23 protein-coding genes are annotated in these 18,723 nt (G+C 35.3%); 9 read left to right on the plus strand and 14 right to left on the minus strand.

Annotated elements, in window-relative coordinates:
* Positions 1–158 precede the first annotated feature (158 nt).
* Together IJF99_RS09155 and IJF99_RS09160 are read left to right on the plus strand one after the other, a co-directional pair.
* Positions 159–659 carry a hypothetical protein gene (locus IJF99_RS09155; protein WP_292793235.1) on the plus strand — a complete coding sequence of 167 codons (501 nt, stop codon included), beginning with the start codon at positions 159–161 and terminating at the stop codon, positions 657–659.
* A gap of 68 nt (positions 660–727) precedes the next feature.
* Entirely contained in the window at positions 728–1,594 is an 867-nt protein-coding gene (locus IJF99_RS09160) for a hypothetical protein (protein WP_292793233.1), read from the plus strand.
* On the opposite strand, the gene IJF99_RS09165 is transcribed toward IJF99_RS09160, so the two are convergent.
* From IJF99_RS09165 to IJF99_RS09195, 7 genes are all read right to left on the minus strand, one after another.
* Positions 1,591–2,469 (minus strand): ARMT1-like domain-containing protein, encoded by an 879-nt coding sequence (locus IJF99_RS09165; RefSeq protein WP_366931268.1) that lies wholly within the window; start codon positions 2,467–2,469, stop codon positions 1,591–1,593. The genes IJF99_RS09160 and IJF99_RS09165 overlap by 4 nt on opposite strands.
* Entirely contained in the window at positions 2,465–3,178 is a 714-nt protein-coding gene (locus IJF99_RS09170) for a hypothetical protein (RefSeq protein WP_292793230.1), read from the minus strand. The genes IJF99_RS09165 and IJF99_RS09170 overlap by 5 nt, the downstream gene beginning before the upstream one ends.
* A gap of 14 nt (positions 3,179–3,192) precedes the next feature.
* Positions 3,193–3,918: a hypothetical protein gene (locus IJF99_RS09175; RefSeq protein ID WP_292793227.1), complete on the minus strand. Its 726-nt coding sequence runs from the start codon at positions 3,916–3,918 to the stop codon at positions 3,193–3,195.
* A 30-nt stretch (positions 3,919–3,948) separates the two neighbouring features.
* Positions 3,949–5,397: an NAD(P)/FAD-dependent oxidoreductase gene (locus IJF99_RS09180; protein WP_292793225.1), complete on the minus strand. Its 1,449-nt coding sequence runs from the start codon at positions 5,395–5,397 to the stop codon at positions 3,949–3,951.
* 90 nt (positions 5,398–5,487) lie between these two features.
* Positions 5,488–5,667, minus strand: a complete 180-nt coding sequence (locus IJF99_RS09185; RefSeq protein ID WP_292793223.1) for a MarR family transcriptional regulator — start codon at positions 5,665–5,667, stop codon at positions 5,488–5,490.
* A gap of 8 nt (positions 5,668–5,675) precedes the next feature.
* On the minus strand, positions 5,676–6,314 hold the full coding sequence (locus IJF99_RS09190) for a DUF447 domain-containing protein (protein WP_292793221.1): 639 nt from the start codon (positions 6,312–6,314) through the stop codon (positions 5,676–5,678).
* Between the two features lie 216 nt (positions 6,315–6,530).
* The gene (locus tag IJF99_RS09195; RefSeq protein ID WP_292793219.1) at positions 6,531–6,842 is read right to left on the minus strand and encodes a hypothetical protein; all 312 of its coding nucleotides are present in this window, start codon (positions 6,840–6,842) and stop codon (positions 6,531–6,533) included.
* Between the two features lie 143 nt (positions 6,843–6,985).
* On the opposite strand from IJF99_RS09195, the gene IJF99_RS09200 reads away from it, so the two are divergent.
* Genes IJF99_RS09200 through IJF99_RS09210 form a run of 3 tightly spaced genes read left to right on the plus strand, consistent with a single transcriptional unit; the run spans position 6,986 to position 10,226 of the window.
* Positions 6,986–7,429 carry a MarR family transcriptional regulator gene (locus IJF99_RS09200; protein ID WP_292793217.1) on the plus strand — a complete coding sequence of 148 codons (444 nt, stop codon included), beginning with the start codon at positions 6,986–6,988 and terminating at the stop codon, positions 7,427–7,429.
* A gap of 4 nt (positions 7,430–7,433) precedes the next feature.
* On the plus strand, positions 7,434–8,813 hold the full coding sequence (locus IJF99_RS09205) for an MFS transporter (protein ID WP_292793215.1): 1,380 nt from the start codon (positions 7,434–7,436) through the stop codon (positions 8,811–8,813).
* 21 nt (positions 8,814–8,834) lie between these two features.
* Positions 8,835–10,226, plus strand: a complete 1,392-nt coding sequence (locus tag IJF99_RS09210) for an MFS transporter (RefSeq protein ID WP_292793213.1) — start codon at positions 8,835–8,837, stop codon at positions 10,224–10,226.
* A 25-nt stretch (positions 10,227–10,251) separates the two neighbouring features.
* Here the strand turns inward: IJF99_RS09210 and IJF99_RS09215 are convergent, their stop codons facing one another.
* Complete coding sequence (locus tag IJF99_RS09215; RefSeq protein WP_292793211.1) at positions 10,252–10,710, minus strand: pyridoxamine 5'-phosphate oxidase family protein; 459 nt, start codon at positions 10,708–10,710, stop codon at positions 10,252–10,254.
* A gap of 48 nt (positions 10,711–10,758) precedes the next feature.
* Between IJF99_RS09215 and IJF99_RS09220 the strand changes: the two genes are divergently transcribed.
* Entirely contained in the window at positions 10,759–11,235 is a 477-nt protein-coding gene (locus IJF99_RS09220; protein WP_292793209.1) for a GNAT family N-acetyltransferase, read from the plus strand.
* A gap of 34 nt (positions 11,236–11,269) precedes the next feature.
* Here IJF99_RS09220 and IJF99_RS09225 read toward each other — a convergent pair whose 3' ends face one another.
* From IJF99_RS09225 to IJF99_RS09235, 3 genes are all read right to left on the minus strand, one after another.
* Positions 11,270–11,992, minus strand: coding sequence for an NAD(P)H-dependent oxidoreductase (locus IJF99_RS09225; protein WP_292793207.1), 723 nt, complete (start codon positions 11,990–11,992; stop codon positions 11,270–11,272).
* A complete protein-coding gene (locus IJF99_RS09230; RefSeq protein ID WP_292793205.1) occupies positions 11,993–12,598 on the minus strand; it encodes a GNAT family N-acetyltransferase in 606 nt (201 codons plus the stop codon). It abuts the gene before it with no gap.
* A gap of 63 nt (positions 12,599–12,661) precedes the next feature.
* The gene (locus tag IJF99_RS09235) at positions 12,662–13,189 is read right to left on the minus strand and encodes a YgjV family protein (protein ID WP_292793203.1); all 528 of its coding nucleotides are present in this window, start codon (positions 13,187–13,189) and stop codon (positions 12,662–12,664) included.
* Positions 13,190–13,230: 41 nt separating this feature from the next.
* Between IJF99_RS09235 and IJF99_RS09240 the strand changes: the two genes are divergently transcribed.
* Positions 13,231–13,797, plus strand: coding sequence for a hypothetical protein (locus IJF99_RS09240; RefSeq protein ID WP_292793201.1), 567 nt, complete (start codon positions 13,231–13,233; stop codon positions 13,795–13,797).
* Between the two features lie 24 nt (positions 13,798–13,821).
* A complete protein-coding gene (locus tag IJF99_RS09245) occupies positions 13,822–14,418 on the plus strand; it encodes a hypothetical protein (protein ID WP_292793199.1) in 597 nt (198 codons plus the stop codon).
* Positions 14,419–14,421: 3 nt separating this feature from the next.
* Here IJF99_RS09245 and IJF99_RS09250 read toward each other — a convergent pair whose 3' ends face one another.
* Positions 14,422–16,170 (minus strand): DUF2207 domain-containing protein, encoded by a 1,749-nt coding sequence (locus IJF99_RS09250; protein WP_292793197.1) that lies wholly within the window; start codon positions 16,168–16,170, stop codon positions 14,422–14,424.
* Complete coding sequence (gene ung, locus IJF99_RS09255) at positions 16,167–16,829, minus strand: uracil-DNA glycosylase (RefSeq protein WP_292793195.1); 663 nt, start codon at positions 16,827–16,829, stop codon at positions 16,167–16,169. Before ung ends, IJF99_RS09250 begins: the two co-directional genes overlap by 4 nt.
* Before the next feature lie 36 nt (positions 16,830–16,865).
* Between ung and IJF99_RS09260 the strand changes: the two genes are divergently transcribed.
* Positions 16,866–17,954: an acyltransferase gene (locus tag IJF99_RS09260; protein WP_292793193.1), complete on the plus strand. Its 1,089-nt coding sequence runs from the start codon at positions 16,866–16,868 to the stop codon at positions 17,952–17,954.
* On the opposite strand, the gene IJF99_RS09265 is transcribed toward IJF99_RS09260, so the two are convergent.
* On the minus strand, positions 17,951–18,658 hold the full coding sequence (locus tag IJF99_RS09265) for an alpha/beta hydrolase (RefSeq protein ID WP_292793191.1): 708 nt from the start codon (positions 18,656–18,658) through the stop codon (positions 17,951–17,953). The two genes, IJF99_RS09260 and IJF99_RS09265, sit on opposite strands and share 4 nt — an antisense overlap.
* Positions 18,659–18,723: the final 65 nt, after the last annotated feature.

An 18,723-nucleotide genomic window follows, 5' to 3' on the forward strand; every position in this document is an offset into this window, starting at 1 on the left:
AATGGATTTATACTCAGTTATTAGTGTAATACAGTTCATATCACTAACTTAAAAAAAGTCCTAAAAAATCAAAAGGAGAAAATGAAAAATGTTCAAAATCAAATAATTTCTGCCAACACTCAATTATGCTAATTTATTAAAATTTAGGAAGTGCATTAATGAAAGTTAGAAAAGCGACAGCTAATGATTTGGATGATATCATGGAAATCTACAGGATTGCGCAGGATTTCATGATAAAAAATGGAAATCCCAACCAGTGGGGCCATACATATCCAAGTCTTGAGTTAATCAAAGAAGATATTGAAAGTGGCATTTGCAATATCATTTGCGATGAAAATGATATAATTCATGGTGTTTTTGCACTTGTTTTTGGTGATGAACCGACTTATGAAAATATTGAAAACGGTGAATGGCTCAATGATGATGAATATGTGACAATACATAGAATTGCAGGTGATGGCAAAGTAGGTGGAATATTCAACAGTGCTATTGAATACTGCAAGAATATATGCAACAACATCCGTATAGACACACATGAAAGCAACAATATAATGCAGAAACTGATAGAGAAAAATGGCTTTCAGAAATGTGGAATAATATATGTCCGAGATTCACCAAGAATAGCGTATCATTGGTCTAAAAATAATTTAATGAAATAATAGAGAAAAATAAATTGTTCACTAACTATTAATACTTTCAATCATAAATAATATAATTAGGTGTTTGAATGGTATATACGCAAATAGAAATTTTAAAAGCTATAGCCGAAATTGCAATTTTTTTAATTCTGATGGGAATCATTAAAATTATTCGTGATTATTTAGGTAAAAAATCATATAGGATTTTGAATCCTAAGGAATATTTTCCGGATGAGGAAATCCATTCATTAAAACAGATATTCTATTTGATAATGATGGCACTGTTCTTCATCAACATATTATATTCATTAATAATGCCTAAAAATGATGTAATCTATCTGGCATTATTAGATATTTTCCTTTCATTATATGTTGCAGTCACATTAGACAAATCAACACTGAAAAATAAAATTTTAGTATTATTATTAATCCCATTCGGTTCCCTAACATATATCCTATTCCGCTACAGTCTAGTTGGATTTCTTGACTTACTCCATGTGCCTATATTCATTTACTTGATTAAACTATATTATGATAAGTTCAAAATGTATACCAAATCCAACGGTTTGGGAATAACAATCATATTGTTGTTCATTATTATATTCCTCAGCTTCCTATTTACCCAGATAGTGGAGGGCGTGAATGCACTGGATTCATTAGTGATGGTTTCAAATGCATTTACAAGTAATGGATATGCAGTTTTAGGGTCTACAATTCTAGGAAAAATAGATGCAATACTCCTGGTTTGGGCGGGTTACATATTATCCGGCGTAGGTACTGCAACACTAACCGCAGCAATACTCATACGACATTACAATTCAAAATTAAAAGAACATGACGATAATATTAATCAGATTAATGTCAAATTAGATGAATTGAAGGATAATGATGATAAAATTAATCAGATGGATGCCAAATTAGATGAATTGAAAGATTTAATCAAAAATAAAGATTAAATCTTTTTTGCAACAAAAGAATTTAAATCCACTGACAGACTTTTAGAAATAGGTTTGCATTTACAGCAAAGAAGTGAAAAGACATCTTTTCCTTCAAGATTCATTTCTGTCAATCCTTCATAGTTTGCCATTCCTTTTGATATTATGAAATCACTGCTATCAAAGATTTCCCTAAACTCACAGGAAAACATTTCTTCAACAATTCCACCCATATCGCTTCCAACAGTGACAATTTCCGCCAGTTGGTCAAGTCCCGCTTCAATTGCCTCTTTTTTGCAAGCATCATTTACAATCGGTGAACTTTTAACTGCAACTGTAACATTCACATCATACTCCCTGATTTTTTCAATGAGCAACCTGTCAAAGACTATTTCTCCTGTATTGTCAACCAAATACAATAAATCACTGTAATGTTTGAGTGCATTTTCCAATTGTTGAGTGTCATTGATGCTTAAATCTTTGCCTAAATTTTTCAAAATCAACTTTTCAAAATCAGTGCTCGGACTGTATGCTCCAAAATCCAATATATTTCCAACAATGGAGAGTTTTACATAAGTTTCTAAATCATCATTGCTTTTAATCATATCCTTAATGTCCGGAAGAATTGACAATGCAATTTCATTGCTGATCTGTTTTTCTCTAATATATGCATCACTGCATTGGGTCTTCTGTTTGATGTATTGGTTAACTTCTGTTGCAAGTTTATTGGGTTGTGAATCCTTTTTGAAGTTTTCTGACATATATTCTATGCAATTTTGCATCAATTCGAACTTCAATTTTTCATCATCTGTCGAAAGGTCAAGGACTTCCCCAACCTGCCTCATGATACATGCTCCACATTCATAACTTAACTTAATTCTACCACGACCTTCAATTGAACTTTAAGCTATCGACTGCATAAATCAGCTCAAGCATATGCACATCCTTGATGTCCTGTGAAAAGAAACTGTTTTCCTCATAGTAAAATGCAGGAACACCATTTTCATTTAAAGGCACTGTAAGGTAAGGTCCACTTGTAGTGAATTGCGGATTGTAATATGAAACGTTTTCAGTGTCATTTGAAACCGCCACAGCATAGCTTTCGCCTAAAGATCCCTCAACAGGACTGAATACAAATGTGTTATGGTCTCCATATGCTCCACCGTGTGCATGGACATCAACCACCAATTCATAACTGCCATTCAATATTGCAGGATATACATATTTCAGCGCCAATTCCTGACCTGTTTGCCTTCCAGGCTCATCATCAGGCAGCAATTGCCCATATTGGCTAAAATCAAGAGTGACATTGATAACATATATGTCATATGAGTAATTCAGGTTTGTCAAATTGGGCAGAATCTTTAGAAATGTATTATGGGTATCATTTTCAAGAGGATGAACCCCTACAACATAAGCAATTTTAGGAGAATTCGGATTTCCAATGTTTCTTATAACCTCCACAGATCCTAAACTGTCATTTGCTATGATTTCATGAGTTATTTTAAACTCATCATTGTCGTCATGGACCGTTTTGATTTGGGTGAAAAGGGCAACACTAAAAATCAAGAGAACAATTATCAGCAATATTATTTTTCTATTCATATTAATCACTATTTTTAGCTGAAATTCAGACTGTCGATTGCATAAATAAGTTCCATCATGTGAGAGTCCTTTTCGCTCTGTGGTGCGAAGCTGTACTCCTCAAAGTAAAATGCAGGAACTCCATTTTCATTTAAAGGCACTGTAAGGTAAGGTCCGCTTGTTGTAGATTGGGGAGCATAATATGAAATGTTTTGTGAGTTGTCTGCAACTGTTTGAGCGTACTGGCTGGCCAATGATTCCTTGACTGGGCTGAAGACAAATGTCCTATACTCGTATGCTCCTACATTTGAGTGAACGTCAACTGCCAACTTATAGTTTCCGTTTAAAATTTGCGGATATACGTATTTCAAGGCCAGATTCTGTCCGTTTTGTCTGCCGGGACTGTTGTCTGATGAACCGTCACCATAATAACCTATATCGCTTGTTACATTTATGATATATATGTCATAGCAATAGTTAAGATTGGACAAATTAGGCAATATCTTAAGCAATGTCCTGTGGGTTTCATTTTCAAGCGGATGAACACCGACAACATATGCTATTTTTGCACCATTCGGATTTCCAATGTTTCTTATTACCTCAACCGAACCGATTGTATCGTTTGCAAGAACTTCATGATTTGGCGCAGATCCGTTTGCAGCATGATTGTTGTCGGAGTGAGGCATGTGTATGATAGCCATCATTATCCCTGCAATAACAACCAGCAATATTATAATTAATATATAATCTCTTTTTATCATGAAAAATCCTTGTTTTAAATAATTGACTGCTTAGAATTTATAGTGGATGTTGTGCAACTTGTATAAGCACACAGAACTGCTTGACGGAAATGCATAAATCATATAATCAAGCTCTTCAAGAGTTATCCTTTTGTTTATGATGAACGCAAACATGTTTGCAACATTTTCAGCATCAGCTGCATATATCTCGGCACCGACAATCTGCAAATCCCTATCCACAATGACCTTTGCCTCAGCAGTCAAATCGTTTTTAAGCTCCAAGGAATATGACCTGCCGTATCTTATTGTGTGAACTTCATATTCATCACTGTCTTCAGCAACATATGCAGGCACACCCACTGTAGCAATCCTTGGAATGGTATATGCCACGGCAGGAACAACTGGATATGTTATCTCATCAGCTTCGCCCAAAAGTTCCTTTGCAAGATATTTTGAGTGATGTATTGCGACAGTTACAAGCTTTGCAATTCCAGTGTCAGCAACATCTCCTGATGCATAGATATTTGGAACTTCCGTTTGCAGATGACCATTTACTTTAATCCCTTTGGAGGTATAGGTCAATCCAACATTTTCAAGACCAATGTCCTCTACATTGGCTGTTCTTCCCATAGCAGCTATGACATAATCTCCTGTTATGCTTTCGCCACCACTTAATTTGACTGTAAATCCGTTTTCATAAGCCCTGTTGTCCATTTTGGATTCAGGATCTCTGAGATATTCATCTGCATTTTGGGCTGATGCAACATTAAGCACCTTGGCTTCCGGATTATCAATTTCGATGTTACTAATAATTTCGTTTACTGTTTGGTTAAAATGGAATCTGATGCCTTTTTCTTTTAGAATTTCGATTACCTTTTCCACATAAGGCTGATGGAAGTATTTTAAGGCCATGTTTCCTCTGATGATTACATCCGCTTCAAGACCTGCTTCTGCAAGTATTGATGCAAATTCCATTCCCACAAAACCTGCGCCAATGATGATTGCGTGTTTTGGAAGATCTTCAATATCCAGAAAGTCTGTGCTGTCATGGAGGTATTCGCTTCCAGGAATTTCTGGAATTACAGGCTTAAGTCCAGTACATATTACTATTTTATCTGTTGTAAAGGTCTTGTCAGCTACCTGCACCGTGTGGTCATCCAGTATGACTCCTTTTCCATGAGCCACATCCAAATCATATTCATCGAATTTGCCGTCTAAAAATGCAGACATTCCGGCGATTCTTTTTCTTTTGTACTCCATTAAATCAGGCCAGTTTACATCAAAATCGCCTGATTTTCCAACGCCTTCAAAATTGTCAGCCAGGGCCTTGATTTCATATGGTGCATCAAGAAGTGCCTTTGAGTTGCAACCCCTGTTTGCGCATGCACCTCCGTATAGGCTTTCTTCAACAATCAATATTTTAAGGCCTGCTTTTCTTAAAAAACGGCCACCTTGCCAAGCAGCATTTCCACTTCCAATATAAATTACATCATAATCCATTTTTTTAACCTCTAGATAATATTTGTTTAAAAAAGAATATATAGTTTATATATGGAGGTGACGGTTTAAAATAAAAAAATAATGATGTTATTATTCATTCAATGTCCAATAACATCTTTTTGGTGAAACAATTGTTTCATCTTTTTTCAATTCTTTCATTATTTTGTCTACTTCCTTTTTCTCGACGCCTGAAAGTTCACTGACTTTTTTAGCGTTTAAAGGTTCTTCTGAATTTTTGAATGCTTCAATTACTTTTTCTTTATTATCCATAGTATCACCTATAAGTCTAATCCTTTTTCAATCATCTTTTGCCTTAATTCTGCCATTGATTGTTTTACGTCCTTTTCTGCCACTCTTTCGATGACTCTTTCATTTTCCAAAAAGCGGTTTTTGTACTCCTCTCTTTTGTCGTCATCAATCATGTCCACTCTAGTGTAGTCAATCAATGATTCCAAAAATGAATATATACCTCTGTTAAGTGCCTTTGCACCTTTTCTGTTGATGTTTATTTTAATGTTTTCTGCAGTTACGATATAGCTTTTGGACCCTTCATTGACATGATCCTTTTCAGCCGTGAGCTCTTCTATTGATTTTACAAGGCAAATGAAGTATGCATCTGCATCTTTAAGATATGCAATGTCGTCATCTTTCACCAATTTTAGATTTTCCAGGTTTCCATAAAGGGCATCAGCATATATTTTTGGATTTTCAGTGATGTTTACGACAAAAAGATTGGTATGCATTATATTTTCCAATGTTTTGCTTCCGTCAAATATGCGTGCCGCCACATCATAATCATTTATGCATTTTACACCCATCGGAGCTGCGTTGATTTCACCCTCACTGTTCATGGTGGTGTAGATTGATTCATATCTTGCTCCAGGTTCCATTCCAATGCTTTCTAAACTAAATGACATTTACTCACCAGGGATATTTTTATTATTATTTTAAAATAGAAAAGTGGGAACTTTAATTTGAAATTTTAATGATAATGTGAATATTTAATATTTGCAGTCATTTTTCCATAACAAATCAAGAAATAGACATATTAAATTTTTAAAATAGTAACAACCAAATCGTTGAGACTCAGCTGTTGACTATTTAAAGATTATCATCACAAATAATCTTAAAATTTAGTAATTGAAGAAATCTTTAGCCCAACTGACTTTATGTTTAATGTCTTGAACTTTCATTTCATAGGACTTATCGGAATCCCCATAGTTTTCATCTAAATTTTCAGCTTTATTGTCAACATCCAATGTGCTTTCCTTAACTTTTTCAAATAATGAAATTTGTTCCTCATCAATTTCAGATATTTCAGGCCATGCCTTTTCTTTCATTTCAAAAAGTTTATCAATAGCGTCACCAACAGTGATGTCATTTGCTTGCAAATGTTTAACTTTTTCAATTTGCTCTTCTGTTAATTCAATTTCCATTTTAGCCATGTTTTTTCCTCAAAAAATTGTTAATTAATATTATATATTTAAAAAGTCATTAAAATTATTTTTCATATTTTTGTTTCATTATAAACTGTTTCATTAGAAACATTTATAATATATTCAATACATATTTAAAATCAGGTGAAGCTATGGATGAAAATACAAATCAGAACCTGTATGATAATTCTCCTTTTATTGCATGGATTCATAATATATCGCTAAATCAGCAGAAATATATGAAATCCAAACTGGACGGACTTGATTTTGACCACAATATGAGATATATCATATTCATATTTGACAATCCGAACTGTTCTCAAGAGGACCTGGTGAACATGTTCGGGCAAAGCAAAGGAAATATCGCAAAAGTATTGAGAAAATTCGAGGACGACGGATACATCAAAAGACAAATCGACCCGAATAACAGAAGAAAGTACATGTTGACTACGACTGAAAGGGGCAATGATATAGTTCCAAAAATCAGACAAATCTCAAAGGATTGGGAAAAAGAGGTTGGAATTAGTGAAGACGATTACCTCTTGAAAAAGAGAATAATTGAAATTGCCCTTAATGGAATGAAACTTGTTGAGTGATATTATGAAATTGGATTTGGAAACCTACGTTGTTTTTGTATCATTTATAACCGCATTTTTTGCAGTGTTTTTATCTGCAGGAATCGTTTTGGGAGTTCCATCAATAGCAAGTGAATTTGGAATGAACAATATCGTTCAAAACTGGATTATAACAATTGCGCTACTTGTAGTAGCAGTATTTACACTTCCGGCAGGTCAGATTTCAGGAAAATTCGGAGTAAAAAAATCACTTATAGCCGGAGTTCTGGTTTTCCTTTTAGCCTCAATTGGAGCATGCCTGTCATTTTCAACAGAATCATTTTTATTTTTCAGAGTAATTCAAGGCATAGGAGGAGCATTTTCAAATGTCGCATCCATGGCAATGGTTGTTCAGGCAATCAAACCTCAAAACAGAGGAAAGGCTTTGGGTTTTACAGTAACAGGAGTATATCTGGCAGGTTCACTATCTCCTGTGATAAGCGGATTTTTGGTATATAACTTTGGCTGGAGATCAATGTTTTACTTTGTGGTTCCATTCTTTGTAGTTTGCATTGCACTCATGATTTGGAAAATCCCCGGAGATTGGAAGACCTATGAAAACGATAAAATTGACTCTATCGGATACATAATCTATGGAATCGGCATCCTCCTGTTCATCTATGGATTTACAAGTTTAATGAACATTACCGGAAAGGCCTGCGCACTCATAGGTTTCGTTCTGCTGATTGTCTTTGCATATTATGAGACTAAAGTGAATACTCCTGCATTCAACATGAGACTATTCAAAAACATGAAGTTCACATCATCAAACGTTGCAGCTCTGTGCAGCTACCTTGCAATTGCGGCAATTACAACAATCCTGAATTATCACTTCCAGTATGTCAGGGGATGGAATGCACAGCTATCCGGTTTGATACTGATAATTACGCCCATTATAATGGCAATTATGGCTCCGAATTCAGGAAAGCTTTCTGACAGAATACATCCTCAAAAGCTAGCCGCCATAGGAATGTCCATAGCAACTGTGACACTGGTGATCTTAATATTTTTAGATGCAAACACTCCAATTTATCTTATTGTAGTCGCAATGGTTTTACAGGGAATCGGAATGGGACTTTTCACAACACCAAATACTAATGCAATAATGAGTTCAGTTCCACCGAAAGAAACTCCAAACGCTTCAGCGGCACAGTCAGCAATGAGAACCATAGGCCAGACAATGAGTCTTGGGCTTTTAACTCTCATGTTTGCATGGGTAATGGGCAGCCTTAAACTTTCAGCGCAATATGCCGGCATGATCGTTCAGGCATCACAATTTGTTTGCATAATTTGTACGGTGATTTGCATAATAGCAGTCTTTGCATCACTTGTAGGCATACGTTCAAAAGATTCATTTAATCAATAAAAAAAATAAAAGAGGGATAATATGAAATTAGATTTAGAAACTGTTGTAGTATTTGTATCATTTATTACATCATTTTTTGCAGTATTTTTATCAAATGGAGTCATTATTGGAGTCCCGGCAATTGCACAGGACTTTGCAATGAACAATGTAATCCAAAACTGGATTCCGACAATTCTATTTCTTGTAGTTGCAGTCTTTACAGTGCCTGCAGGACAGATTTCAGGAAAATTCGGAGTGAAAAAATCACTTCTTGCGGGAATCATCGTATTCCTTATAGGTTCAATAGGAGCATGCCTTTCATTTTCAACAGAAACATTCTTATTTTTTAGAGTAGTTCAAGGAGCAGGAATGGCATTTCTGAATGTATCTGCAATGGCAATGGTGGTTCAGGCAGTCAAACCACAAAACAGAGGAAAAGCGCTTGGATTTACAGTAACCGGAGTATATCTTGCAACATCACTTTCACCTGTAATCTGCGGATTTCTGGTACATAATTTCGGATGGAGATCAATGTTTTACTTTGTGATTCCATTTTTAGTACTATGCATAATTTTAATGGTTCTTAAAATACCTAAAGAGTGGAAAACATATGAAAAGGACAAAATCGATAAAGTCGGATCAGTATTATATGCAATAGGCATTCTGGCATTCATCTATGGATTTACAACACTGATTACAACAACAGGAAAAATATTGACAGTTGCCGGCGTGATTTTGCTTATAATATTCGGATGGTATGAACTGAAACAGAAATCACCTGTATTTAACATGAACCTGTTTAAAAACAAGAAGTTCACATCATCAAACATTGCAGCGCTGTGCAGCTATCTTGCCATAATGGTCGTTACAACAATCCTAAACTATCATTTCCAATACGTAAGGGGCTGGGACGCACAGATGTCAGGAATGATACTGATAATCACACCAATAATAATGGCTCTGATGGCTCCAAATTCAGGAAAATTGTCAGATAAGATTCATCCGCAAAAATTGGCCGCAATAGGCATTGGAATTGCAGCGGTTGCACTGGCAATACTGACATTCCTAAACGGCGACACACCACTTTATGTAGTAATATTGGCAATGGTGCTTCAGGGTGTAGGTATGGGACTTTTCTCAAGCCCGAACATGAACGCAATCATGAGTTCAGTTCCGCCGAAAGATGCACCAACAGCATCAGCGTCACAGGCAACAATGAGAACAATAGGTCAAACCATGAGTTTAGGTCTATTGACACTGATATTTGCATGGGTGATGGGCAGTCTGGAACTGGCTCCTGAATACGCAAGCATGATTGTACAGGCATCACAAACAATATGCTTAATCTGTACAATAGCATGTGTGCTTTCAGTTTTCGCTTCACTTGTTGGTATCAAGTCAAGCGACAAATTCAATACCGACAGACCAGATTGATAGTATCTTTACTATCAATTTTTTCTTATTTTTCTTTTACTACCTTACCGTCCATATGTTCAACTGTTATCTCATACACTTCTGTTTTCTCTAAAAGACGATTGATTTCATCAACTGTTTCTTCATGGGTTGGAAAGAACTTGTCTCCCAAATAGGTTAGTGCTTCTATTTTTTCATCATTATCTGTCAATATCCTAATCTTTCCAAATGCAATGACGCTTTTGAAGGTATACCACCAGCTGTCAGGGGCTTTTACACCTTCATTCAAAACGCAATAGGAACATTTGGAATAATTTCTTACGGCATCATTTTTGTGGCCTTTCTTGGCTCCGTGAAAATAAATCTTTCCGTTTTCATAAACATGACTCATGGGAACCGCATACGGATAGTCATAATCTCCCAACAGCGCTAAAACGCCCCTAGGTTGATTTGTCAGTATCTCTTCACATTCCTCTTTTGAGAGCCTTTGGCCTTGTCTTCTCATATTTCTAAACATATTACTATATCTAATAAAACCTACTAAAATAAATATATGTCTCAATTAACCTTTAGAAACGCCGAAGAAAAAGATGTTAGTCTGATTTTAGAATTCATTAAAAAACTTGCCGATTATGAAAAAAGACTGGATGAAGTGATAGCCACTGAAGAAGACATCAGATACTGGGTTTTTGAAAAGCATCATGCAGAAGTCATTTTTGCTCTTGAAGATGACACTGTAATAGGATTTGCCCTGTTTTTCTTGAGCTTTTCCACATACATTGGCAATGTAAACCTTCATCTGGAAGACCTTTTCATCGATCCGGAATACAGGGGAAAAGGTTACGGCAAGGCAATGCTTAAAAAGCTGGCTAAGATTGTTGTTGAGAGAGGTTATGGCAGATTCGAATGGACTTGTCTTTCTTGGAACAAACCAAGCATTGACTTTTACCTGTCTTTAGGTGCAAAGCAAAAAGACTGGAATGTTTTTCACCTAACAGGTGATGAACTGAAAAAGTTAGCTAATGAATAGTGAAAACAGTAAATAAGAGTTGTATCACTCTTATTTAAAACATTTTTTTAAATAAATTGAACATTATTTTTGCTATTAACTTTTTAAATATTCCCAACTTAACTTCTGGTGCAAAATCATGATTTATCAAGCCTGTTTCGCGCCAATATTTTCTATCCCTTTCAATATGGTTTTCATCTAGGGCAAATCTCCTCCAGACATTATAAAAAATTACATCCATGATTTTTGGAGAATGTAACTTGCCGGATTCAACATCATCCCTAAACCTTTTAGCTACTTTATCAATGGATTTAATATCAATACCCTCATTCCCGCATGCAAAGGACAATTTATAAACCTTATTTACACCCCAGTGCCTTAATGTTTCATCCATATATTTGGCCACATCCTTATGGCCTGCACCTGCAGTAGTCACTACCACCAATCCCTTTAACTTGAAAAGTGCTGGCCTGTGGTATAGATATGCAGTATGGTCAATGTAATTTTTTAAAAGTGAAGTGACATTCATTGCATAAACAGGTGATGTTATTATCAAACCGTCTGCTTTTTTAAGCTTTTCCACTATCGGATTGACCTTATCAAAGTGAGGGCAATTTTCTTCTCCATCAAAACATTTAAAGCATCCATTGCATATTGGAATATCCTGTTTAATTAACTGTATCTCTTCAAATTCCCCATCCAAACTTTTTTTTATTTGTTTAACAACTGCCCATGTATTCTTCTTTCTTGGAGATCCATTTATTATTACATATTTCATTTAAACACCCAACTGCCCTTCTAAAACCAATTTTTCCTTAAACTCGAAGTTCTTATCAAATTCATCAACATCATCTTCATTAACATTGAATACATCAGGATTATGGAATATCCCTAAATCGTTTGTAATTTTATCTGAATCAAATATTTTTATCATGAAAAACGGATTTTCATTATTGAAATCTGTTCCGTCCAGAAAAATATTATATTTTGATGCAGGTTCAAAGCCAAATCTCATATAATAGTTTTCATCACCTATTACAAAAATATAATGATAATCTTCAGCCAATTCAAGTGTGTATTCAATCAGACTTGTACCCAATCCCTGGCTTTGATATTCATCATCTATAGCTACCGGACCCAATACGACTGCATCCTTAAGGCAATTTTCATATTGGATTTTGCCTTTTGAATAATTGATATGGCCTATGATTTTACCGTCTTTTTCAATGACATAAGCCAAATCCTTGATGAAGCTTTCATCTTGCCTTAGATTGTGTACAATGTAGTGTTCGTATGCACCCGGTCGATATATATTCCAGAAGGAATTTCTAACCATATTTTCAACTTCCAGAAAATCTTTTTCCTCTTCAAGCCTAATCTCCATATTTAACCTCTTATTTTACCGAATTTAATATTATTTTTACATTATTTTGCATTATTAATAAAACTAACTGGCATTAGTGTGATGTTCGTCCCACATTAGTTTGAAAAAAGACACCAGTCCGATGACTGCAGTTGCTATTTCTATTATTGAAGATGAAAAATCCAATATAGCCAAGAAATAAACAATGTAGAAGAACTCGTTTACTATAAAGCTAAGTTTTATCCATTTTATTTGCTTAAGCACATAGTTGCATATTGTGATTTGAACTATTGCTATTATAGGAAGCAATCCTATAAAACCCATAGTATTTACCAGCAAACCCAAAACTACCGACAATACAATAAAAAAGACTGCCCAGTTAAATGTCAGCCTGTCCTTGTAGACCATCATGTTTCTTGTAGCCGCAATAGCCATTGTGGTCACACCTGTCCAGGAAAAAAAGAAAACGGAAGAAATCATCAACACAAAAGCATTCAAAAACTGATACTTGTATGCTTCCTTTTCATTGTTTATAACCATGCTCAAAACAAGAAAAATTCCTGCAACAAGAGATATTCCATTTCCTATGATAATGTTTATTGGTAAATTCATCAGTTATAACATTTATATTTTTTAAAATAAATACTAAACTTATGGAAATTACAGCCGGCGAAATGAAAAGGTCAATTGAAAGAATTTATGAAAGGCTCGACAGTGTCACACCTGTTGATTTTGATTGTGGAAAGCTCTGTGGTGAAGTATGCTGCGTTTATGATGCCGAAGACTACAGAAACGAGGAGTTGGCACTTTACCTGCTTCCGGGCGAGGAGCTTATGTATGAGGATTCCCCTGATTTTGAACTTTACTACATAGATTCATCAGAAATCAAATATCCTCACTCATGGAAAGGACAGATATATCTTGTAAAATGCACCAATCCTCCGAAATGTGACAGATCAATCCGACCTATTCAATGCAGAACATTTCCACTTATACCCCACCTAAACAAAAAGGGTGAGTTTCATCTGATTTTTGACGAGTCAGAATTTCCATACAAATGCCCTATTGTGCATGACCACATCAAATTAAATGATGATTTCGTTAAAACCACATATGAAATCTGGATGATGCTTATTGCAAATCCCCTGGTTTATGATTTGGTGGATATGGACTCCAGAATGAGAGACAATAGAAAAGTTGACTATGAGATAGTTATTTAAATATCTTTATCACATACTATTACCATGATTAGGAAAGTCTTCATATTTTCATTAGCATTATTGTTTTTAATCAGCTCAGTCAGTGCTGCAGATTCCTCAAATTGGACAACAGCAAATGTAGGTTATGAAACATTCAAGATACCTCCCCAATATGAAAATCCCTACAAAAGCGACTTCAACATCTATGAATTTGATGAAGACATAAGCGTCTTTTCAATAAGATATGTTAATCCAAATCTAATGAGCCTTTACGGCTATTTTGTTGAAAAGTATCCTGAAAAAAAGGTTAACGTATCCGGCCATGACGCAATTCATTTTACCTATTTTGACAGGTACGATGATAAAAACAAATCAATATTGTGGTTTTCTTCAGGTGAAGAGTTCTACTACATTACCTGGATAGGACACAATATTACTCCTGAAATTGAAGAGATTGTAAAATCCTGTTCGCCTTCCTCATATTCTCATGAAGAGTTCTATTCCATACTAAAAGATGAATATGACAATTATTTGATTGTGAATGCAATTGAATCACAGCGGATTGACTATCCTACTGACAGCAGCCACCATTCATTTTTCTCCGTTGGAACAAATGGATTTAGTGTTGGAGTAATTAATTAGGAACTAGAATGCTCCTCCGCCTCCACCACCTGATCCCCCACCAACGCTACCGAATCCTGAGGAATCTGAAGAATTTGTACTGCCCGCATTGTCATAAGAATTATAGAATGTATGGTATCCATAGTAGTGATACATGAATACTCCATCATCATATTCATTGACATTAGGTATGTGGAGATTCATGGACTTTTCAACGCTTTCAGCTACTCCAAGAGAGGTTGCATAAATCAGATACTTTTTCCAAACAACTATTGATTCCGGAGGGTGTTCATTGATTAAACTGTTATCCTTTAAAAATTTCTTGAAGTTCATCCACTTCAGATAGATGATACGGCCTTCTTTTGTCCATCTTCCAAAAATATCATCACGCCTATTTAAGATGAAATATGAAAAGACGGCAACGACAATTCCAATTCCCAAAAGCAATCCTGATTCCTCAAAATCAAAAAAGATAAAAATTATAAAGAATAATATGCCCATTCCAATGCCCAAAAGACTAACCAAAGATGCAATTACAGATCCTGTATCATCAAAATACCTGGATTTGACCTCATCGTTTAGATATTCGTTTTCAACAGCTTCCTTCCAGTTGTCAAACTGATTCATAAACCATTCTGCATTGCTTTTGCTGTCCATCCTATCCTCCAATTTGGACAGGTTTAAAACACCATTGTTTGCAAAATGAGACAAAATCTTCACGACTATTTTTTCACCATCGTCAAGTTGCTCATTACTTTCATTAACGCTCAGAAATAGATTTTCATTATCCTTTTTAATCGAAAATACTTTCCGGTCAATCAGATCCATTATTGTAGCTTCAAAACCTTTGATATTAGGTTCACCAAATGTTGAATTATCAATCATCGCATTTACAACAGCAGGAGAATCATCGGTTGGAGGTTCCCTTTCATATAATCCATCATATTCCACCTTAGGTTCCCTTCCATATTTGAAATAAGTTCCCGCAAGCGTAAACGGAACGAATACTAATGCTATAACTTCCAAGACCAATGAGACAGTATCCCAGAAGTTTTTTGAATTTTTGCTATCCTCCAAATTCTTTAAAATCATTTCACGACCGTTTTCATCCACATGCTTTGCATATGGAGAGGATGAAAAATCGTCGACAGGCATCAAAACAAGCAGTTCATAATAATTGCCTTGGGAAATGGAATCAGAATCCGCATCTATTGCATTGCCTTCAAGAGAACTTGAAACTGTAAGGTCATCGGGATTGAGATAATACTCATTTCCGGAACCGTTAGGAAGTTCCACATGTGCAATGACCTCCCCAACACCAACATCCCATTCTTCACCCCACAATTTAAACTGAAGGGCTGCAACATCATTGAAAACAGTGACTACATTCACCATATCATATTCAATGTAAACCTTAACTGTGCAGTCACTGATCTTTTGTGTGTGGGCGGGATCCGCATAAAGATATATCTTAAGATGTTCCATGCCGTCCTCTGTGGTCTGCTGCAAAACAGGATATGCTCCTTCTGCTGAAACCTTAACGTTTGCAATGCTTTCACCTTCCTTTAGAGGGATGTCCCTATAGACACCATTGAATGTTCCATCAAAATTGTAGACATATGATTCTCCAACATGAAGCAGTCCGTTATTTCCCACAGTCAAATCGATGTTTGCCTGAGAGATGGAATATGAATCGTCTGCACTGACCATAGCCAATGTTGAAAACAGCACGAAAACAATACCTGTTATTAAAATCAATTTTTTAAAGTTCATTTCAATCCCCATTCTATTTCATCCAAACAGTTTTCTTTTAGAAATTCATTCGCCAATCTAAAGTGATTTGATCCCAAAAATCCACGTCTTGCCGAAAATGGAGACGGATGGGAAGTTATCAAAACAAGATGATTTTGATTTGTAATCAATTCCTTTTTCTTTTCTGCCTGTTTTCCCCATAACATGAAAACAATAGGTTGGGATTGCTCGTTTAGAATATCAATAACCCTGTCCGTAAATGTCTGCCAGCCACATTTGCTGTGGGAGTTTGCATTTCCTGCCTCAACGGTTAAAACCGTATTCAAAAGAAATACTCCCTGCTTTGCCCAATCCTCAAGACATCCTGAAGTGGGAATAGGGCATCCATATTCAGCATTGATTTCCTTAAAGATGTTTTTTAGAGATCTTGGAATGGGTCTGCCGTCGGGTGTTGAAAAGGCAAGCCCATGTGCCTGGCCCTCTTCATGATAGGGGTCCTGACCTAAAATGACAACCTTCACATCACTTAAAGGAGTGAACTTGAAGGCATTGAATATGTCATCATAAGGCGGATAAACGGTTTTTTGACCATATTCCTCATCAACAAAATCCATTATTTTTAAAAAATAATCCTTTTTAAATTCATCTTCTAAAGCTAAATCCCAATCGTTTCCTATCATAAAACTTAATTTATAATTTATTACAAATATAATTTTATGAATAAATCTGAAAGAATCTTTTATTTTGATGTGCTGAGAGTAATGGCAATAATAGGGATAATTTTTTGTCATGCATCAATAATCTATGTTGTAAAAGATATGGGAACTCCCAATTTCTATTTCTCAGCATTTTACGATTGCTTAAGGGATTTTTCTGTACCAATATTTGTAATGCTGAGTGGAGCATTGCTTATTGGAAAAAGAGATTCTTTGATACACTTTTTCAAAAAGAGATTGTCTAGGATATTGATTCCCTTCATTTTTTGGGCAATAATATCCATCACTTATTCATTTATCAATATCAAACATTCCATTGATATCAATCATGGTCTGGATATATTCTTTGGCCATGGTGGAACAATGGGAGTTACATTCTGGTTTGTCTGGATGATTATCATCGTATATATTGGAGTATTCATCATCAACAAAATCATGGAATATGGAAATAAAAAAAGAGAAGGTTTTGATAAAAAATTCATTGGAGCGCTGGCAATACTGTCTGTAGCATATATAATCATGTTTCAGCAGCACATCTTCGGCTCTGCATACTATAGCCTACTTTTAAGCTATTACATTTCATTTATAACCTTTGCAATAATCGGATATTGGCTTGTAAATACAAATTTCGCAGAAAATAAAGTTAAACCTGCCATGTTGGCAATAATAGCCGCCATATTGTCTGCATTATTATATATCTCATACATCTGCTTTTATGTGATTCCAACTTCAATTGCAAAAAACCACTTTACATATCTCGGCTATTTCACAATACAGATTCTAACAATTTCCGTGTGCATATTCCTAATGTTCAAATACCTCTCAAAAACTGAAATATTCAAAAAAATAGAAGATAAATATGGGAATATAATTATATCCCTAAGCAAATACAGCTACGGAATTTATCTCTGCCATTATCTTGTCCTGTTCAATATAAAGTTATTCCTTTCTTCCTACATTGATCTGACAGTTCAAAACTCAATAGTATGGATTCCACTATTGGTTATTATTACATTGATAATTTCCGTGATGATTCTATGGATATTGAATAAAATTCCGTATGTTAAAAATATTACAGGCATCTCTTAGATGAATGAATTGATGAAATCCAATATCTCATGAACAGTCTGATTTTGCTGGCTTTCCGCTGTGACATTAGCTAACCCATCACCTGATTGATTTCCATAGAAAGCAAACTGTGCATGATTGCCGCCATCGATTACAAATTCTGTGAAATTGTTTTTCATTAACTGTTTGGATTCATTGTATGAATCAATATTCAATAATTGGTCGTTAGATCCATACACTGAGAGAACAGGCTTGGTGATTTGCTGTGTAGGATATGCGGCAAGCAATATTAATCCATCAATATTGTCTGATTTGTTTATATATGATGAAGCGACTACCCCTCCCAATGAGTGACCTGCTATGAAATAATGGTCATAGTTTGAATTTGCGATAATCTCATCGGCACTGTTCTGGCCGAAAAATGCAATGTTAAATGGCATTACAACCAGATAACAGTCAATGCCTTCACTTGCCAATTGGCTAACCATCGGCAAATATGAAGTATATTCTACTTTGGCTCCCGGATAAAAAATCAATGCCGTGTCATTTCCTTTTCCATCCAAAAACAATCCCTTTGATACCTTTGACACATTAACATCATCTGTACCGTTAAGATAGTCTGTTGCTGTTTTTTGAGCAGGATAGTAATCCGTAAGGTAAAAAACTCCATAGCCTATAATCAATACAAAAATGATTATTATTACTATCTTAATCTTTTTATTCATGATATCAATGAAACTTAATATAAGTTGGGAATCCTTACCTATGTTTTTAAGCAAGGATTGTTCCA

This window comes from Methanobrevibacter sp. (genome assembly GCF_017406825.1).
Taxonomy (GTDB): Archaea; Methanobacteriota; Methanobacteria; order Methanobacteriales; family Methanobacteriaceae; genus Methanocatella.

Bases quoted from the DNA above. Each gene is read 5' to 3' on its own strand.
- IJF99_RS09200 (WP_292793217.1), top strand. From the start codon at position 6,986: ATGGATGAAAATACAAATCAGAACCTGTATGATAATTCTCCTTTTATT.
- IJF99_RS09160 (WP_292793233.1), top strand. From the start codon at position 728: ATGGTATATACGCAAATAGAAATTTTAAAAGCTATAGCCGAAATTGCA.
- IJF99_RS09155 (WP_292793235.1), top strand. From the start codon at position 159: ATGAAAGTTAGAAAAGCGACAGCTAATGATTTGGATGATATCATGGAA.
- IJF99_RS09245 (WP_292793199.1), top strand. From the start codon at position 13,822: ATGATTAGGAAAGTCTTCATATTTTCATTAGCATTATTGTTTTTAATC.
- IJF99_RS09215 (WP_292793211.1), bottom strand. From the start codon at position 10,710: ATGAGAAGACAAGGCCAAAGGCTCTCAAAAGAGGAATGTGAAGAGATA.
- IJF99_RS09210 (WP_292793213.1), top strand. From the start codon at position 8,835: ATGAAATTAGATTTAGAAACTGTTGTAGTATTTGTATCATTTATTACA.
- IJF99_RS09190 (WP_292793221.1), bottom strand. From the start codon at position 6,314: ATGTCATTTAGTTTAGAAAGCATTGGAATGGAACCTGGAGCAAGATAT.
- IJF99_RS09260 (WP_292793193.1), top strand. From the start codon at position 16,866: ATGAATAAATCTGAAAGAATCTTTTATTTTGATGTGCTGAGAGTAATG.
- IJF99_RS09170 (WP_292793230.1), bottom strand. From the start codon at position 3,178: ATGAATAGAAAAATAATATTGCTGATAATTGTTCTCTTGATTTTTAGT.
- IJF99_RS09185 (WP_292793223.1), bottom strand. From the start codon at position 5,667: ATGGATAATAAAGAAAAAGTAATTGAAGCATTCAAAAATTCAGAAGAA.
- IJF99_RS09205 (WP_292793215.1), top strand. From the start codon at position 7,434: ATGAAATTGGATTTGGAAACCTACGTTGTTTTTGTATCATTTATAACC.
- ung (WP_292793195.1), bottom strand. From the start codon at position 16,829: ATGATAGGAAACGATTGGGATTTAGCTTTAGAAGATGAATTTAAAAAG.
- IJF99_RS09235 (WP_292793203.1), bottom strand. From the start codon at position 13,189: ATGAATTTACCAATAAACATTATCATAGGAAATGGAATATCTCTTGTT.
- IJF99_RS09225 (WP_292793207.1), bottom strand. From the start codon at position 11,992: ATGAAATATGTAATAATAAATGGATCTCCAAGAAAGAAGAATACATGG.
- IJF99_RS09220 (WP_292793209.1), top strand. From the start codon at position 10,759: ATGTCTCAATTAACCTTTAGAAACGCCGAAGAAAAAGATGTTAGTCTG.
- IJF99_RS09175 (WP_292793227.1), bottom strand. From the start codon at position 3,918: ATGATAAAAAGAGATTATATATTAATTATAATATTGCTGGTTGTTATT.
- IJF99_RS09230 (WP_292793205.1), bottom strand. From the start codon at position 12,598: ATGGAGATTAGGCTTGAAGAGGAAAAAGATTTTCTGGAAGTTGAAAAT.
- IJF99_RS09195 (WP_292793219.1), bottom strand. From the start codon at position 6,842: ATGGCTAAAATGGAAATTGAATTAACAGAAGAGCAAATTGAAAAAGTT.
- IJF99_RS09240 (WP_292793201.1), top strand. From the start codon at position 13,231: ATGGAAATTACAGCCGGCGAAATGAAAAGGTCAATTGAAAGAATTTAT.
- IJF99_RS09180 (WP_292793225.1), bottom strand. From the start codon at position 5,397: ATGGATTATGATGTAATTTATATTGGAAGTGGAAATGCTGCTTGGCAA.
- IJF99_RS09265 (WP_292793191.1), bottom strand. From the start codon at position 18,658: ATGAATAAAAAGATTAAGATAGTAATAATAATCATTTTTGTATTGATT.
- IJF99_RS09250 (WP_292793197.1), bottom strand. From the start codon at position 16,170: ATGAACTTTAAAAAATTGATTTTAATAACAGGTATTGTTTTCGTGCTG.